Below are 16,645 nucleotides of genomic sequence, written 5' to 3'. Positions count from 1 at the left end.
AAATTCCCATCAAATAGTCGGAAAAAACGGAATTTTTATACGAGAGTCGACTTTATCGGCGTTAGTATTTTTGCATTTCAAAACCCAATCTTGCTATGCTATACGAAACCTACGGAGAGGAATACCTAACATTCCTTCAAGAATTGAATGAAATTTTAAGTATAAACAAACTGGCCGAAGTAGACTACCTCTAGTCCTTATCGGTTATTTCTAAAGCGAATTTCTATGGCAGAAGAAAATCAAAACAGCGCAGCCTATCTGGATTTTATCCAGAGTCTGAATGAAATCCTTGGAGATTTCGACATAAGCAGACTTAATTGTTCTTAGTGTTTATTAGTGTGTGAACGAAAAAAGCGGTGCCGAAAGGCCCGCTTTTTTCATTTTAACCAATTTTTTAATTAACCCAAATACGCTTTGAGCAACTTGCTCCTGGACTGATGCCGCAGCTTTCGAATCGCCTTTTCCCTGATCTGCCTGACCCGTTCACGGGTCAGATCAAAGGTCTGGCCAATTTCAGCAAGCGTCATGGATTGCTGATCTCCGATTCCGTAATAGAGTTTGATGACATCTGCTTCGCGGGGAGATAAGGTTTCAAGAGCCCTGTTAATTTCCGTATTCAGCGATTGTTGCATTAAGGTCTTATCCGGTCTGGGAGATTCTCCAGACCTCAACACGTCGTAAAGATTGGAATCTTCGCCCTCTTTTAAGGGGGCATCCATGGAAACATGACGGCCTGAATTCCGAATGGACTGTTTGACCTCGCTGATGGACATATCGAGTTCTTTGGCGATTTCCTCCGCAGAAGGGGGACGCTCATGGGCCTGCTCCAGATAAGAGAAGGTCTTTTTAATCTTATTGATGGATCCAATTTTATTCAAAGGAAGGCGAACAACACGAGATTGCTCTGCCAATGCCTGAAGGATACTCTGGCGAATCCACCAAACGGCATAGGATATAAATTTAAATCCCCTGGTCTCGTCAAACCGCTTTGCAGCTTTAACCAGGCCTACATTGCCTTCATTAATAAGGTCAGGTAGTTTAAGTCCTTGATTTTGATATTGTTTTGCAACAGAAACGACGAATCGGAGATTTGCTTTGGTGAGCTTTTCCAGGGCCACCTGGTCTCCTTTCTTTATGCGTTGTGCAAGTTCTACTTCTTCATTGGCTGTTATTAAATCGATTTTGCTGATATCCTGCAGGTACTTATCAAGGGATTTGGACTCCCGATTGGTCACCTGCTTGACAATCTTTAGTTGCCTCATGTATGTATTTTTGGATTACGGGTTAAGATTCTCTCAACATACATTATTATTTGATCTTTTCCAAAAGCCTGGTGTATTTGTTTTACATAATTTATGAGGCTTTCACAAAGATTTGTGAGAAAATGGCAAGGGAAAGACCCTTTAGTTCGGAATTCTGCTTTATTTTGAGCTCTGATGAGCAAGCGAGCCCTGAAAACGTATACGGATCAACTGGATAAGGATGCCCTTCGGGAACAAATTCACGATTTATACGAGCGATTTCCCGAGGTCAAGACCTATTACGACTTCATTTTTAACCCCAAGGAAGATAAACTCCTCTCCGAGGCAATGGGCCGCATAGCCGAAGAGTATTTTCCGAAGCGGCGCAGACGGGCCAGGGCCCGGCGCTCCGTAGCCCATAAGTATCTGAAACACTTTAAAAAGCTGGGGGTGGACCCGTCCCTACAGGCGGATTTAATGGCATTTAATCTCGAAACCGGATTGCGTTATGAGAAAGTCAAAAAGTGTCCGGAGGCCTTTTATAAAAGCATGTACAGGTCGTTTCGCGAATGGGGTGCCCATTTGGTTCACCACCGGATCTATGGGGAATACGCCGGACAATACTCTGAGATTGCATTGGCAGTTGAACGGGCCAACTGGCCGAATAAGGAACTTTTCCTGGACTTTGTCGAACAGTTGGACCCTTCCTGAACCAGTGATGAAACAACTTAAGCCCCTTATTTTATTCCAAAAAAGAATTGTTCCGCCTGCCCTGCTCATTTCCATTGCGCTGGGGATACTCCTTTTCCGGGAACCCTGGGGTATTGGACTTGTGTTTTTAGTTGTCGCCCCGGTCCTGCATTATTACACCTATGAAATCAGGTCTGAAAATGAGTATGTATTCTACTATAACCTGGGTTTTAGCCGATTGGCACTTTGGATGGCAACATTTGGAATTGGCCTGGTTTTGACGGTGTTATCTTTCCTCCTATGAGTGTCCTTCATGTAGACAGTATCCGGAAAAGGTACAAGGATAAAATCATACTCAGCGATGTATATCTAAAGTGCCAAACCGGTGAAATAGCAGGGGTGATGGGCCGCAATGGTTCGGGCAAGTCTACACTGTTTAAAATCATATTTAAAACGGTTTCTGCAGATTCGCGTTTTGTAAAAGTGGATCATAAGGTATTGCGGGGATCTGCAGAGACCAGGAAAGAAATTAATTACTTGCCGGAATACGGGTTTTTGCCCCACCATGTGAGGATCAGGGATGCGTTTGAGTTGTACCTCGGTAGGGCGTTGCCCGCCGGCCTGAAGGAAGATGCCTTTCTCTTGCCGTTGCTTCAGAAGAAGGCAGTCCAAATGTCCGTTGGGGAAAGGCGCTATGTTGAAATTCTTTTGACGCTCTACTCCGAAGCAGGTTTTGTACTTCTCGATGAGCCCTTCAAGGGACTTGCACCCCTGATCCGGGATCAGATTGTGCATCATCTGCGCCTTGTTCAACCTGGTAAGGGAATACTCATATCCGATCATGATGCTGGACGTATTTGTGAAATTTCCGATTCGCTCATGTTGCTTAAGAACGGATTTCTCAAAAAACTCAGGGACAGGGCAGAACTCATTACCCTGGGCTATCTTCCCCGGGAATCGAAAAGCACGAATCAGAGCATTGTTTAAAATTTGTAGCCGATGGCAATTGTAATTCTTAGAAATGACGAAAAAACAGGACTATGGAAAGCAGCCCTGAAAAAGCACAGGCCCGACATTCCCGTATACGGTCCCGGGGATGCTTTTGACCCGGGTGAGGTTAAAATGGCCGCCGTTTGGAAACACCCGCCCGGAAGTTTGTCGGCATTCCCCAATCTTTTGGGGATACACGGCCTGGGTGCAGGGGTGGACTTTATTATGGAGGATGAGACGATTTCCCCGGAAATCCCTGTTATGCGTGTTGTAGATCCGTATTTGGCGTCAGATATGGCCGAATTTGTACTTGCGGAAATCGCAGGGATACTCAAAAGGTTGCAGCGCTATAAATACAACGAAGCTTCGGCACTATGGCAGCCTGAAGCTTATAAGAGGTTTTCTGAAGTCACTGTTGGCATCATGGGACTGGGCGAGCTCGGCCTGGTTGTAGCCGCTTCCCTCAGATCCATTGGGATGTCCGTTGTCGGGTGGACCCGAAACTCCACCCCCGAAGTAGCCTTCCCGGTCTACAGCGGAATATCCGGCCGCACTGATTTTTTGAAGCAGGCCGAGGTGCTCGTATGCCTTTTACCCCTTACCCCACAAACCCGTGGAATCCTAAACACGGAGGTATTCCGGAATCTCCCTTTTGGAGCCAGCCTGATCAACGTGGCCCGCGGACCCTTACTGGTAGATGATGACCTGTTGCATGCTTTGGACCAGGGGCTGCTTTCAGAGGCTTGTCTGGATGTTTTTCACAATGAGCCCCTGCCCGGGGAACACCCGTTCTGGAAGCACCCTTCGGTGCATATCACTCCGCATATAGCCAGTGTTTCACATCCTGATTCGGTAGCCCCTCAAATCCTTTCGAATTACAACAAACTTCTGACGGGTGATACCCCGGCTAATCTGGTCTCCCGCAAGGCGGGCTACTAAATTTATTCGGTTATCCAACGATTGGATTTCGTCAAAGTATAAAAATCCAGTAGTTTTGCAAATTGATCCGGTTTGTACAATCCTTCCGGCTCTTCGACTGTGAAAAACTGAAGTATTGGGGACTAAAACAGCCTATTCTGAAAAAACGCTCTACGATTACCAACTCCAGGATCTGAATAAGATTTTTGGGGTTCTGGAGGAATCTCCGGAAGATATCAACCTGCTCTATCAGCTGCCTACAGGTGGCGGTAAAACCGTCGTGTTTTCTGAAATTGCCAAACGCTATATCGCCGAGACAGGCAAAAAAGTAGTCGTCCTTACCCACCGGATTGAATTGAGTTTACAGACCTCCCGGATGCTCGAAGGCTTCGGGGTGCACAACAAAATCATCAACAGCGACGTAAAAGAGCTCCCGGATGAGGAGTCATACCAATGTTTTGTCGCCATGGTAGAGACCTTGAATAATCGCCTTCAGGAACAGGCTATCGAGCTGCATGGTATAGGTATGGTGATCATTGATGAAGCCCACTATAATTCGTTCAGGAAACTTTTTAAATACTTCGAAAAGGCCATTATTCTGGGGGTGACCGCGACCCCGCTTAGTTCGAATATTAAGCTTCCCATGAAGGACCACTACAAAAAGCTCATCGTAGGCGAGTCCATTTCCTCCCTGATTTCCAAGAAGTTTTTGGCCAGGGCCAATATGTACAATAACGATGTCAGCCTGAAATCCCTTAAACTGGGGATCAACGGGGATTACACCGTCCGTTCTTCAGATGCCTTATACAGCAACCAGTTGATGCTCGGCAAATTGGTGAGCTCCTACGAAGAGTTGGCAAAAGGCACCAAAACCCTGATCTTTAACAATGGGATAAACACCTCAAAATACGTACATGAGATCTTTAAAAGGGCAGGGTACCCCATCAGGCATCTCGACAACAAGAATACCGCTTCTGAGCGCAGTGAAATTCTCGAATGGTTTTCGAATACACCGGATGCCATCCTGACCTCTGTAAGCATCCTGACCACCGGTTTTGACGAACCCAGCGTGCAGACCATTATTCTGAATCGCGCTACGCGATCCCTTACACTGTATTTTCAAATGATCGGGAGGGGTTCCCGAATCCTTAAGGATAAGGAAGAATTTACTGTAATTGACCTTGGGAATAATATCGCCCGCTTCGGTCCCTGGGATGGCCCTGTGGACTGGCAGGAGATATTCCATTTCCCTGACTTCTACCTTGAAAACATCCGCAATGATGAAGAAATCGAACGGGAATTCGTCTACGTCATGCCCGATGAACTCCGGGAGCGGTTCAAGAATTCTGAGTCTATTGATATGGACATCAAAGCGGCGTATAAGGAAGCCTTCGCGAATGGCCGAAAGTCCAAGGAGGTTCTGGAACAGAGCATCGAGCAGCACGCCCGTATTTGCGTGGAGAATGCAAATGATATTTTTGATGCGCGGATCCTCGCCAAATCCCTGCAGGATGAGATTCACTTCAGAATCAAGCAATATTCCTATTGCATTATGAACAATACGCAGAATTACCGGGACTGGCTACAGGAGGATTACGAACGCAAACTGCGACTTCGGATCTCCCAGCTCTTTGCCGCCCGTCTATAGCTTTTAAGAAATGTCTGAGCCGGATACCATCCCCAAATCGCTGCTGGTAATTGGCTACACCTGGCCAGAGCCAAACGCCACGGCGGCCGGGCAGCGAATAATGTGGCTCCTGCAGGGCTTTCTCCAGAAGGGGTATCAGATCACATTTGCCAGTACTGCGGGCCCTGGGGCTTATGAGGCGGATTTGGAATCTCTCGGAATTGAGAAGGTGCGAATACGGCTTAACGATACTTCATTTGATCGTTTTCTCAGCGCCCGAAGGTTTTCCCTCATTCTTTTTGACAGGTTCCTTACCGAAGAGCAATTCAGCTGGCGGATACGGGATTGCCTTCCAAATGCCCGTCTGTTACTGGATACGGAAGACCTTCATTCCCTGAGGTATTCCAGAGAAGAAGCGGTTCGAAAGGGGAGGGTGTGGCGTCCTTCTGACTGGGTTAGGGACCCCAGGTTTTATCGGGAAATTGCCAGCCTGTTTCGGGCAGACTTAAACCTGATCATCTCAAAACCGGAAATGGAACTGCTCACAGGCGAGGTGCCCTTGCTTCGAAATAAACTCGTTTACGTCCCCTTTGGATCACTTATAGAGGAACAGGGTAAAGTACAATCATTTGACGGACGATCCGATTTTGTATTTATAGGGAATGGAAAACACCGGCCCAACCTGGACGCTATTTTACAACTAAAAGGCGAAATCTGGCCGAGGATCAGAAGCCTCCTTCCCAAAGGGAAACTCCAGATTTACGGGGCGTACCTTCCGGAGCACATTCTGCAACTCCACAAGCCTGAAGAAGGTTTTGAAGTAAAAGGCTGGGCCCCGGACCTTAAAACAGTATTCGGGAAGGCCAGGGTACAAATCGCACCTCTGCGATTCGGGGCAGGAGTCAAGGGTAAGGTGCTGGAAGCAGCCCGGCACGGCCTGCCAACTATGGGGACTTCAATGGCCTTTGAGGGCATCCTGAACACATCGGGCAAAGTCGCATTTTCGGCGGACACCGCCGATGATTTTGCCCGGAAGGCGGTTCATCTTTACAACCATGCCACGGTATGGGAGCGCGCGCTTTCGATCCAAAAAACGGAGGCGGCCAAACACCATATGACCACCTTTTCACCGCTTACTAAGGCTCTGGAGATGCTTGAAAAGCCCATTGAGGTCGTACCGGAAGAAACCCGAATCCTGGAAAATATGCTCCGGGACGAGGCCTTCGGGAGGGTGCGCTATCTTTCCAAATGGATCGAGGCCAAAGAAAAAGGAGAAGATTAATTTGGGTGGGGATAGTATCTTTACAACCTAATCTGCAGTCCACAAAAACTTTTGTACCATGAAGAACATACCCTGGAAATCTGTTGGCGCCTTTGAAGACATAACCTATAAGAAAGCAAATGGAGTAGCCCGTATAGCTTTCAATCGCCCGGAGGTGCGCAATGCCTTCCGTCCCAAGACGACCAAAGAACTTTACGAAGCATTTTACGATGCACAGGAAGACACCTCCATCGGTGTGGTATTGCTCTCAGGAGAAGGTCCTTCGCCTAAAGACGGGGGCTACGCCTTTTGCAGTGGTGGAGACCAAAAGGCCCGGGGGCACAAGGGATATGTGGGGGAGGATGGCTACCATCGGTTGAATATCCTCGAAGTACAGCGGCTCATACGGTTTATGCCCAAAGTCGTTATTGCCGTTGTCCCGGGATGGGCCGTTGGGGGCGGTCATAGCCTGCATGTGGTTTGCGACCTGACCCTCGCCAGTGAAGAACACGCGATCTTTAAACAGACTGATGCAGATGTCACCAGTTTTGACGGGGGATACGGGTCTGCCTATCTCGCCAAGATGATCGGACAGAAACGCGCGCGGGAGATTTTTTTTCTGGGGAGGAATTACTCCGCCCAACAGGCGTACGACATGGGAATGGTCAATGCGGTTATTCCACATAAAGACCTGGAGGATACTGCCTATGAATGGGCGCAGGAAATACTCGCTAAATCTCCGACCTCCATCAAAATGCTGAAGTTCGCCATGAACCTGACAGATGACGGCATGGTTGGCCAGCAGGTATTCGCAGGGGAGGCCACACGTCTGGCCTATATGACCGATGAAGCCAAGGAAGGGAGAAATGCATTTTTGGAGAAGCGGAAACCGGATTTCGGGAAAGACAAATGGATTCCGTAAGTGTTCAGATTTTCCTAAAACTAAAAAGAGTCCTGCCTTATCGACAGGACTCTTTTACGAGAACACTATATGAAAATGAAAAAAAACTTGATATTTGTTTTTGATTACGATGTAAACTTACGCCAGCAGGCCTTACCGGAAAACTAATTGTTGTGAAAAGCGGTAATTACGTTGTCAGACTGGAAATAGCTGTAGAATGGTACTGCCAGGGAAGGATTAATTCCGAGGATCCTGTCATGGGAAGGCGGCAAGGACTTCCCTGAAAAAGGCGTTCAGGTCGAAATCGGGATCTTCTGCCAGCCCTGTCCGCACAATCACCAGATCTTTAGAGGGGATTATAAAAACGTGTTGTCCCTCGAATCCATTGGCCATATACATATCGGATGGAGCCTCCGGATACTTTCCTCCGGCATTTAGCCAGAAGTGCGCTCCATAGTCCTCTTCAGAATTATCCGTGGGCCGGGTAACATAATCGATCCAGGAGGGATCGAAAATCTGATCCTGTCCCCATTTCCCGCGATTCAGGTATAACAGACCAAACCTTGCCCAATCCCGGGTAGAAGCCCACCCGTAGGATGATCCCACAAAATTTCCCGCCAAATCTGTTTCCAGGACCATGGTGTACATCCCGATGCGATCGATGAGTTCTCTATAGGGGAAATTCAGATACGCCTGATCGTCTTTTAAGTGTTTTCTCAGCAGCCCCGACAATAAGTTCGAAGTGCCCGAGGAATAGTACCAGGTTTTTCCAATCGGGCCCACCAATTCTTTTTCGATTTGGGGCACGGTCATGTCTTCACTTAAAAACAGCATACGGGTAACATCAGAAATACGCGTGTAATCCTCTTCCCATGAGAGGCCGCTCTGCATGCGCAGCAAATCATTATAGGTGATCTCTTTTCGGGCATCTGCCTTCCATTGAGTGATTTCAGGCCTGTCAAGAAGGTCCAGGCGACCCTGGTGTTCCAGAATACCATATAAGGTGGCCAGGATACTCTTGGTCATAGACCATCCTAAAATTGGGGTTTCCGGGCCAAAACCTTCAGCATATCGTTCCGTAAGCAGCCGATTTTTATAGAGAATGGCCAGGGTTCGGGTCTTTTGCTGGTCGGGGTTGGCAAATGCCTGGTCCACGCCCCGTTCCAGCTGTTCGTAATCCACTTCCGGAAACAGGGTGTCTGCAGGCTGGCCATGCCCGATGGGATAGGGCAGGGGTGAAGGCGTTTGCCTGCGCTCTGGGGTACGATAGGTTTCCGGTATTTCAGTGTCCTTTGGCAGCAGGACCGCACCAAGGCCTTTCCGGTAGACTGCCCGTCTTTTCTGCATCCCAAAAACGCTGGACGATGCGCTTTCAGATTCGGGATCCACCTGTTCCGTGGCCAGTGAAATAAGCCCGGAAGCATGATCACTTGCTACGACGGATTCAGCAGATCTTCCCGCCACAAAAACGGAGGAGGTCATGTTTTTGGCAGTATAACCGCTGATGATCGTTAATTTCGGGTATTGGGTGTAAACCCCGATTCCCAGAAGGAGTACAAAAAGGAGTACCCACTTTAGCTTCCGCATTCCTGTTTTCATTTCAATTACAGTATCTTTCTGAAGCGAATATACTCAAATACACTATGTCACACAGCGGTATGATCATCCCTGAACGGAGCCGGGATATTGGCGATTTTCTTGTCGGCCGGTTGTTGCCCTTTCGTAAAAAAAGAATGATTGGCCCGTTTATCTTTATAGACCATATGGGCCCGGTAGCGCTCGGGCCTGAACGTTACATGGATGTCGGGCAGCACCCCCACATTGGCCTTGCGACACTTACCTATCTTTTCGAAGGTACTCTGGAGCATCGGGACGGCCTGGGAACCCGTCAACGCATCGAGCCCGGGTCGGTCAATTTAATGGTGGCGGGCAGTGGCGTCACACACACGGAGCGGACGCCTGAGGAATTGCGGAATGGGGCGGTTTTCACGCTTCACGGATATCAAATTTGGATCGCATTGCCTTCGAATCTTGAGGACATGGAACCGGCATTTTTCCATGCGGACAAGTCTGAGCTTCCCCAATGGAAGCAGGATTCGGTTTCCTATACCCTTATTGCGGGTAAAGCTTACGGAAGGGAATCCCCCATACCTCATTATTCAGAAATGTTCTTCCTTGAACTACGGATAGGGCAGCCCAGCGTTCTGGATCTTTCTAAAGGGGTGTCTGGAGAAATAGGCATCGTTGTGGTAAGTGGTATTGTCAGGGCTTGTAATGAGGAGGTAGCGGTAGGGAGCATCCTGTATTCAAAACCCGGGGACTCCTGCCAGGTTTCCTGTGATTCCCAGACTCATTTATTGGTTTTTGGAGGCGAACCTCTTGAAGGGGAGCGCTATATCAACTGGAATTTTGTTTCCTCTGATCGATCCAAAATTGATGCGGCCAGACTGGCCTGGAAGGAAAAATCCTTTCCGATGATGGAGGGGGAACTGAGTTATATTCCCTTACCGGAATCGAATTCCCCGTTGAAAAATTAACAGGAATAACCTACTTTCGTTTTGCCCATAGAACTTTTAGGATTGGGGTTTGGACCGTCTCCGGGCAGATAATTGATTGGGGCAATGAAAAGGAAAATTTACAGATTACTCAGGTTACATACCTTATTCGCTTTATCTGTCCTGTTATTGGGCGTCATGGCCTGTGGCAGTACACGACCTGTTATTGTCGAACGCCCGATTTCGTTTGGTCCGGATCGGCAGGCCCTTACCATAGCATATTTAAAATCCCGCTACGATCTGCCTGCCAGAACACCTGCTATTACCCCCCGGATGGTAGTCCTTCACTGGACGGCCATTCCAACACTGGAAGGCTCCCTCGAGGCCTTTCAACCTGAGCGTCTGCCCTCCGCCAGGGGGGACATACAACAAGCCGGGGCCCTGAATGTTTCCGCCCATTATTTGGTTGACCAGGACGGGACGATTTATCAGCTGTTACCGGATACCGTCATGGCGCGGCATACCATTGGCTTAAATCATTGCGCCATTGGGATCGAAAATGTGGGAGGCACCCCGGAGACTCCGCTTACCGAAGCACAGCTTGAGTCCAATACGCTATTGGTGCGTTTCCTGGCTAAGAAATATCCGATTGAATACCTAATCGGCCACTATGAGTACACTGCTTTTGAAGGACATCCGCTGTGGCTCGAAAAAGATAGCGGGTATCGGACGTTGAAAACCGATCCCGGAGAAGCATTTATGGATCAGGTCCGCCAAAACCTCAGTGACCTGTCCTTTAAACCTAATCCAGAATTACCCTAACCATGATCCGATCCTTTATTACAATTTTCTTACTGGTTGTGACCTTTTCGCTTCAGGGCCAGACAGACCGTTTTACATCCAACCTCTATGAAACCTATGATTCTTATAAAGAAGAAAGCCTCAATAAGCGGAGGATCAAACACGCGGACCTGCAACCCCTTATCGATTCCTTTGACGCGCGTTCCGGATTTGAAGTGCGTACTGTAGGCAGATCTATCGAGGGCAGGGCGCTGCGGCTGATCAGTATCGGGCAGGGGGAAACGGATGTCTATCTCTGGTCCCAGATGCATGGAAATGAGCCGACGGCAACCCAGGCTATTTTCGATATTCTGAACTTTCTGGCTTCTCCGGATCAGGGATCGGAAAAGCAGGCCATTTTAAAATCGGTGCGGCTCCATTTTCTGCCTATGTTGAACCCGGATGGGGCTGAAGTTTTTGCCAGGCACAATACCCTGGGTATTGATATCAATCGGGATGCACTTCGCCTGCAATCCCCCGAGGGGCGAACCCTAAAAAGAGTCCGAGACAGTCTGGACGCAGAATTTGGCTTTAACCTGCATGATCAGAGCACGTATTACAATGCAGAGCGAACCCCCAAACCCGCGACCATTTCGTATCTGGCCCCGGCTTACAACTACGAAAAGGAGATTAACCTGGTTCGGGAAAATGCCATGAGGGTGATCGCCTTTATGAATGGTATCATACAGAATTACGCCCCGGGGCAGGTCGGTAAATACAACGACGATTTTGAACCGCGGGCCTTTGGGGACAACATTCAGAAATGGGGTACCAGTGCCATCCTTATTGAATCCGGGGGATATGCCGACGATGTCGAAAAACAAGAAATTCGGAAACTTAATTACGTCTCAATTCTTTCTGCTATTTACACCATCGCCACAGGTTCCTATGCAAATACTTCCCTGGAGGGCTACGAGTCTATCCCCGAAAATGATCGTAAACTCTTCGATTTAAAGATTGAGGGAGTTACCTATCCACTCCTGGGCGAAGATTATATAATGGATATAGGCATCCAGAGACCTGAGGTGGATGATGCCGATCATCAGGATTTTTGGTACAGCAGCCGGATTGTAGACCTTGGGGACCTCTCGACCTATTACGGGTATCAGACCCTTGACGGGTCCGGATATCGCCTGGAGGCAGCCAGAGTGTATCCTGAAGTCCTGGCGGACCTCAAGGCGATTGAAAAGCTCGACTTCTGGGCCTTGTTAAGGGAGGGCATCGGCTACGTGCGCGTCAAAAACCTGCCGCTGAACCTGTCGAATTCTCCCTATCCCGTCCACCTGATTTCCGAAAGCTATAAACCCGCTGAATTCCGGCTGAGAAACGGGACGAACCCTACTTTTTTCCTCAATTCGGGCGGGAAAGCCCAATATGCTGTGATCAATGGGTTTCTCTATCACATTCCCAAACAGGAAGGTAAAGGGAAAAACAGCATGATTTTCCGATAGGCACCCAATCACTGACAGCCTCCGGTGAACCCGCTTGCATCAAAGCGGGTCTGGACGGCGCCCTGCTGGCTGCCCCTTACAACCTGGATGACAAGGTTGTTTTCACCACTCCCATCTCTTTTCGGGCTGCAGTACTCAAAGAGGTAAAAGCTGTTCGCGCGCTCCGAAACCTTCTGGGATAATTGGTTGAATGTAGTCTCCAGTTCCTCTTTATTTCCGGCAAAAACGCTGAAGGTCTTTCCTACGGATTCCAGAATCTGGGTATCGATTTCGGTTCCTAGGCCGATGGTAAAAAATGAGATGTTCGAATTCGCCTCTGCAACTTTATCCAGGGCATCCTGCTCCCTATAGCGCGACGCCTGATCGGTTCCGTCTGTAAAAAGGACGACCGATGCGGCTCCTATGGTGTTGCTTTCCGAACTTTCCTGCACCAGGGATTCCGCTGCCTCTGTGCTCTTGATCACGGCCCCGTATAAGTCCGTAGAAGGATCGTCGCTAATTTCCGGTGTAATGCCGTCAATGGCTTCCAATAGGGCTTCCCTGGAAGGGGTAAGGGGATGCAATTCGTGCAGGATGTCCTGTCCGTCGAACCAGAATATGGCCATTTGAAACGAATCGGATTGCTGGCTGTCCATTACATTATTGATAAAACTACTTGAAGCTGATTTCAATTCCGTAAGACTTGAACTCAAAACACTGTTGCTCAAATCCAGAACCAGAAGCGTATGATTTGTAAACACCTGTGAATTGGGAGAGATTCGCGCCAGAGATTCGGAGGGAGAAATCGTTTTGAAACAATCGTCATTCCTTCCCTGTTCGTAGATGGTAAACTGGTCGGCAGTTAACCCGGCAACCGGATTCCCTGTGACATCCGTAACCCTAAAAAATACAGATACCTTCCCCGGCAGGGTTGTAAATTTATCCTGTATCGAAAGCAGTAATTCATCGCTTCCCAGATCGATGCAGTCGTCTACGGCCTGTCCGATACCCAGATCGTTATCGAGGTTCGGGTTGAATTGGACATCGTCATCAGAATTTCCGCAGGAAACTACTGCCAGGAGCCCAAAGAAAAGCAATGCTGATTTTAAGTGTGTGATCATTTTCATGGATTTGTTCGTTTCAAGGAAAACGGCCTTTTCAGAATCCTAGTATCTGGCCCCAATCAAAAAAGACTGTATCGAAATAGAAGTAGTTTTCACGCCATACAGCACCCTAAAACTTAAATATCCTGTTAAATTGAGCACACTTCGCCCAAAATTTGATATTTTTAAGGGTAGCCACGAATTAATATTTCAAACCATGCCAAATTATACGATTAAGGTTAATGGGAATTCCCATTCGGTAGATGTAAGTGCGGATACGCCGCTATTATGGGTTCTACGGGACCATCTCGACCTGGTAGGGACAAAATACGGGTGCGGAATTGCCTTGTGCGGCACCTGTACGGTTCACGTCAATGGCAATCCGGTAAGAAGTTGCGTCATGTCTGTAGGACAGGTTAAGGACAGTGAAATCACAACCATAGAAGGGCTGTCCGAAGATGGGTCCCACCCGGTTCAGAAAGCCTGGAAAACTGTCGACGTGCCGCAATGCGGGTATTGCCAGTCCGGCCAAATAATGTCTGCCGTTGCCTTACTTGAAAAGAACCCGAACCCCTCTGAAGCTGAAATCCGCGAAGCCATGAACGGGAACATTTGCCGTTGCGCCTCCTACCAGCGGATTCATGAAGCCGTCACCCTGGCCGCCCGTGAAACACAATCTTAGTGATTGAAGAAGAACGAATACAAAAGACCTTAAAAGACTCCGAAATGTCACCAAAAAAGAACGATCAGCACTTTAGCCGAAGGGATTTTATGAAAGCCACTTCCCTGGCCGGAGGTGGACTCCTTATAGGGTTCACTTTATTTGAATCTTGTAAGCCAGGAGCCGAGCCCGCCATTGATTTGGCTTCCCTGAATTACAACGATTTCAACGCCTTTATAAAAATTGCCGATAATGGGGCGGTAACTATTTTTTCACCAAACCCGGAAATCGGACAGGGGGTCAAGACCTCCATGCCGATGATTATCGCAGAGGAGCTCGATGTCAATTGGGAGGATGTCTTTGTGGTTCAGGCCCCACTGGACGCCAAAAACTACGACCGTCAGGTCGCCGGGGGGAGTCAGTCCATCCGTCATGGATGGGAACCCCTTCGTAAAACAGGTGCCACCGCCCGACAAATGCTCGTCAATGCCGCCGCCGCCCAATGGGGCGTGGACCCCTCAGAGTGTACTTCGAGCAGGGGAGTGATCACCAACTCCAAAGGCGAAACCCTTACTTATGGCGACGTCGTAAATCAGGCAGCAGGTATGGAAATACCCGAAGATGTGAAACTAAAATCCGTGCGGGATTTCCATATCATCGGGCAGGAAATTCCCAATGTGGACATCGATGAGATCATTACGGGAAAACCCCTTTTCGGACTGGATTATAAAAAAGAGGGTATGTTTTACGCATGTGTGGCAAGACCTCCTGCTTTTGGGCAGACCCTAGATGCAGTCGACGATTCAGAGGCCCGTGCCATATCCGGAGTTCAGGACGTTGTCCGTTTCGGGGATAAAGTAGCTGTAATTGCCACAGATACTTGGACCGCCATGAAGGGTAAAAAAGCGCTCAAGCTCTCCTGGAAATCGGATGCAGCCCTTGAAAGCACAGAGGATCACCATAAAATACTCACAGGACTCCTCGACGGAAAATCATTTGAAACCCTGCGAAAGGATGGGAATGTGAAAAAGGCCTTCTCCAGTGCGGATTTCGTACTGGAACGCACTTATGAGTCGCCGTTTCTGCCTCATAATTGTATGGAGCCCATGAATTTTTACGCGGATGTGACCTCTGAGAAAATCCATCTTGTCGGGCCCATACAAACCCCCAAGGGCACGGCAGAGCGGGTGGCGCAAGTGCTGGAAAGGGAAGTGGGAGATATACATTTGGAAATGACCCGGCAGGGCGGCGGTTTCGGCAGGCGATTATACGGAGATTTTGTCCTTGAAGCCGCAGAGATTTCCAATCTGTCCGGCAAGCCGGTACAGGTCGTTTTTTCAAGAGAAGACGATATGGCCGACGGGATTTATCGACCGGCCATTAAATACCGCATAGCAGCTTCGGTAAAAGACGGGGAAGTAACCGGATACCACCTCAAAGAAGCCGCGATAAACTCCAATATGTATGGACTTATCCCTAATTTTTTTCCTGCAGGAGCTTTGGAAAACTATCAGGTGGATGTCGCCAAATTTGACAGTAAAATAACCACAGGTGCATGGAGAGCTCCTTACACGAATTTCCTCGCCTTCGCCGAACAAAGCTTCTTTGATGAATTGGCGGAAATGATGGAAACCGACCGGATTCAGTTAAGGTTGGATCTTCTGGATAAAGTAAAAGGAACTACAGATGACCGCATACAGTACTCCCCCGAAAGGATGCAGAAGGTCATTCGTACCGCGGTGGACAAATCGGGTTGGGGGAAAGCCCCTGATGGCGTTTACCAGGGTTTTTCTGCCTATTACTGCCATAACAGTCATGTGGCAGAAGTGGCGGATGTCGTTATTGAAGATGGGGCTCCTGTTGTCAAGCGCGTGGTGTGCGTTGTGGATTGCGGCATTGTCGTGAATCCGCTTGGTGCGCGCAATCAGGTAGAAGGGGGTGTGATTGATGGTATAGGCCATGCCATGTACGGGGATTTTGCTTTTAGCAATGGAGCACCTCAATCCCTTAATTTTGACGGCTATCGCATGATACGCATCAAAGACGTTCCCAAAGTGGAAACCCATTTTATTAAAAACACGGAATCGCCTACAGGTCTTGGAGAACCAACCCTGCCGCCTGCCGGTGCAGCCCTGGCAAATGCCATTAAAGCGGCTACGGGTAAGCGTTTGTACAATCAGCCCTTTATCACAGAATTAAAGGATCTTCGCATTCCGGAAAAAGAAATCATTGGATAGTATGACAGTACTGCTGTTTGGGGTAACCAGGGATATTGTGGGCTCAGGCAGCCTTGAAATTCCTTCTAAAGAAGCGGATGGGCTCAAAACCGTGGAGGATCTGGTCACATACCTCAAAAAAGGATTTCCCGGATTAGCGGATTTGACTTCTATGGCTGTAGCCGTGAACCAATCCTATGCGAAACACAGGGATCCTATACAGGATACAGATGAAATTGCTTTGATTCCTCCGGTTAGTGGGGGATAGAAAG

16 protein-coding genes are annotated in these 16,645 nt (G+C 48.5%); 13 read left to right on the top strand and 3 right to left on the bottom strand.

The features are described from left to right. Positions 1 to 398: 398 nt before the first annotated feature. Positions 399 to 1,262, bottom strand: coding sequence for a sigma-70 family RNA polymerase sigma factor (locus QU605_RS09805; RefSeq protein ID WP_289725128.1), 864 nt, complete (start codon positions 1,260 to 1,262; stop codon positions 399 to 401). 174 nt (positions 1,263 to 1,436) lie between these two features. Between QU605_RS09805 and QU605_RS09800 the strand changes: the two genes are divergently transcribed. From QU605_RS09800 to QU605_RS09770, 7 genes are all read left to right on the top strand, one after another. Continuing rightward, positions 1,437 to 1,952, top strand: a complete 516-nt coding sequence (locus tag QU605_RS09800; protein ID WP_289725127.1) for a DUF6155 family protein — start codon at positions 1,437 to 1,439, stop codon at positions 1,950 to 1,952. Positions 1,953 to 1,959: 7 nt separating this feature from the next. Further along, positions 1,960 to 2,235, top strand: coding sequence for a hypothetical protein (locus tag QU605_RS09795; RefSeq protein WP_289725126.1), 276 nt, complete (start codon positions 1,960 to 1,962; stop codon positions 2,233 to 2,235). After that, positions 2,232 to 2,918, top strand: coding sequence for an ATP-binding cassette domain-containing protein (locus QU605_RS09790; protein WP_289725125.1), 687 nt, complete (start codon positions 2,232 to 2,234; stop codon positions 2,916 to 2,918). The genes QU605_RS09795 and QU605_RS09790 overlap by 4 nt, the downstream gene beginning before the upstream one ends. Before the next feature lie 12 nt (positions 2,919 to 2,930). After that, a complete protein-coding gene (locus tag QU605_RS09785) occupies positions 2,931 to 3,860 on the top strand; it encodes a 2-hydroxyacid dehydrogenase (RefSeq protein ID WP_289725124.1) in 930 nt (309 codons plus the stop codon). A 115-nt stretch (positions 3,861 to 3,975) separates the two neighbouring features. Further along, the gene (locus tag QU605_RS09780) at positions 3,976 to 5,487 is read left to right on the top strand and encodes a DEAD/DEAH box helicase (protein ID WP_289725123.1); all 1,512 of its coding nucleotides are present in this window, start codon (positions 3,976 to 3,978) and stop codon (positions 5,485 to 5,487) included. Positions 5,488 to 5,497: 10 nt separating this feature from the next. After that, positions 5,498 to 6,748: a glycosyltransferase gene (locus tag QU605_RS09775; RefSeq protein WP_289725122.1), complete on the top strand. Its 1,251-nt coding sequence runs from the start codon at positions 5,498 to 5,500 to the stop codon at positions 6,746 to 6,748. A 58-nt stretch (positions 6,749 to 6,806) separates the two neighbouring features. Continuing rightward, entirely contained in the window at positions 6,807 to 7,649 is an 843-nt protein-coding gene (locus tag QU605_RS09770; RefSeq protein WP_289725121.1) for a 1,4-dihydroxy-2-naphthoyl-CoA synthase, read from the top strand. A gap of 234 nt (positions 7,650 to 7,883) precedes the next feature. On the opposite strand, the gene QU605_RS09765 is transcribed toward QU605_RS09770, so the two are convergent. Beyond that, positions 7,884 to 9,215: a serine hydrolase domain-containing protein gene (locus QU605_RS09765; RefSeq protein WP_289725120.1), complete on the bottom strand. Its 1,332-nt coding sequence runs from the start codon at positions 9,213 to 9,215 to the stop codon at positions 7,884 to 7,886. A 56-nt stretch (positions 9,216 to 9,271) separates the two neighbouring features. Here QU605_RS09765 and QU605_RS09760 point away from each other — a divergent pair, with 56 nt between their 5' ends. From QU605_RS09760 to QU605_RS09750, 3 genes are all read left to right on the top strand, one after another. Then, positions 9,272 to 10,165: a pirin family protein gene (locus tag QU605_RS09760; protein WP_289725119.1), complete on the top strand. Its 894-nt coding sequence runs from the start codon at positions 9,272 to 9,274 to the stop codon at positions 10,163 to 10,165. Positions 10,166 to 10,249: 84 nt separating this feature from the next. After that, positions 10,250 to 10,945: an N-acetylmuramoyl-L-alanine amidase gene (locus QU605_RS09755; protein ID WP_289725118.1), complete on the top strand. Its 696-nt coding sequence runs from the start codon at positions 10,250 to 10,252 to the stop codon at positions 10,943 to 10,945. A 2-nt stretch (positions 10,946 to 10,947) separates the two neighbouring features. After that, positions 10,948 to 12,414, top strand: a complete 1,467-nt coding sequence (locus QU605_RS09750) for a M14 family zinc carboxypeptidase (RefSeq protein ID WP_289725117.1) — start codon at positions 10,948 to 10,950, stop codon at positions 12,412 to 12,414. A gap of 8 nt (positions 12,415 to 12,422) precedes the next feature. Here QU605_RS09750 and QU605_RS09745 read toward each other — a convergent pair whose 3' ends face one another. Then, entirely contained in the window at positions 12,423 to 13,514 is a 1,092-nt protein-coding gene (locus QU605_RS09745) for a vWA domain-containing protein (RefSeq protein ID WP_434967924.1), read from the bottom strand. Between the two features lie 199 nt (positions 13,515 to 13,713). Here QU605_RS09745 and QU605_RS09740 point away from each other — a divergent pair, with 199 nt between their 5' ends. The 3 genes from QU605_RS09740 to QU605_RS09730 are packed head-to-tail and all read left to right on the top strand — an operon-like array spanning position 13,714 to position 16,641. After that, the gene (locus QU605_RS09740) at positions 13,714 to 14,178 is read left to right on the top strand and encodes a (2Fe-2S)-binding protein (protein WP_289725115.1); all 465 of its coding nucleotides are present in this window, start codon (positions 13,714 to 13,716) and stop codon (positions 14,176 to 14,178) included. A gap of 44 nt (positions 14,179 to 14,222) precedes the next feature. Beyond that, positions 14,223 to 16,394 (top strand): xanthine dehydrogenase family protein molybdopterin-binding subunit, encoded by a 2,172-nt coding sequence (locus tag QU605_RS09735; RefSeq protein ID WP_289725114.1) that lies wholly within the window; start codon positions 14,223 to 14,225, stop codon positions 16,392 to 16,394. Position 16,395: 1 nt separating this feature from the next. Continuing rightward, on the top strand, positions 16,396 to 16,641 hold the full coding sequence (locus QU605_RS09730) for a MoaD/ThiS family protein (protein WP_289725113.1): 246 nt from the start codon (positions 16,396 to 16,398) through the stop codon (positions 16,639 to 16,641). Positions 16,642 to 16,645: the final 4 nt, after the last annotated feature.

This window comes from Robiginitalea aurantiaca, assembly GCF_030380815.1.
Lineage (GTDB): Bacteria > Bacteroidota > Bacteroidia > Flavobacteriales > Flavobacteriaceae > Robiginitalea > Robiginitalea aurantiaca.
Note: the sequence above shows the minus strand (reverse complement) of the source record. Positions and strands in the feature narration are given on the sequence as shown.

Coding starts and splice junctions, on each gene's coding strand:
- QU605_RS09805 (WP_289725128.1), bottom strand. CDS start 1,262: ATGAGGCAACTAAAGATTGTCAAGCAGGTGACCAATCGGGAGTCCAAA.
- QU605_RS09800 (WP_289725127.1), top strand. CDS start 1,437: ATGAGCAAGCGAGCCCTGAAAACGTATACGGATCAACTGGATAAGGAT.
- QU605_RS09795 (WP_289725126.1), top strand. CDS start 1,960: ATGAAACAACTTAAGCCCCTTATTTTATTCCAAAAAAGAATTGTTCCG.
- QU605_RS09790 (WP_289725125.1), top strand. CDS start 2,232: ATGAGTGTCCTTCATGTAGACAGTATCCGGAAAAGGTACAAGGATAAA.
- QU605_RS09785 (WP_289725124.1), top strand. CDS start 2,931: ATGGCAATTGTAATTCTTAGAAATGACGAAAAAACAGGACTATGGAAA.
- QU605_RS09775 (WP_289725122.1), top strand. CDS start 5,498: ATGTCTGAGCCGGATACCATCCCCAAATCGCTGCTGGTAATTGGCTAC.
- QU605_RS09770 (WP_289725121.1), top strand. CDS start 6,807: ATGAAGAACATACCCTGGAAATCTGTTGGCGCCTTTGAAGACATAACC.
- QU605_RS09765 (WP_289725120.1), bottom strand. CDS start 9,215: ATGCGGAAGCTAAAGTGGGTACTCCTTTTTGTACTCCTTCTGGGAATC.
- QU605_RS09760 (WP_289725119.1), top strand. CDS start 9,272: ATGTCACACAGCGGTATGATCATCCCTGAACGGAGCCGGGATATTGGC.
- QU605_RS09755 (WP_289725118.1), top strand. CDS start 10,250: ATGAAAAGGAAAATTTACAGATTACTCAGGTTACATACCTTATTCGCT.
- QU605_RS09750 (WP_289725117.1), top strand. CDS start 10,948: ATGATCCGATCCTTTATTACAATTTTCTTACTGGTTGTGACCTTTTCG.
- QU605_RS09745 (WP_434967924.1), bottom strand. CDS start 13,514: ATGATCACACACTTAAAATCAGCATTGCTTTTCTTTGGGCTCCTGGCA.
- QU605_RS09740 (WP_289725115.1), top strand. CDS start 13,714: ATGCCAAATTATACGATTAAGGTTAATGGGAATTCCCATTCGGTAGAT.
- QU605_RS09735 (WP_289725114.1), top strand. CDS start 14,223: ATGTCACCAAAAAAGAACGATCAGCACTTTAGCCGAAGGGATTTTATG.
- QU605_RS09730 (WP_289725113.1), top strand. CDS start 16,396: ATGACAGTACTGCTGTTTGGGGTAACCAGGGATATTGTGGGCTCAGGC.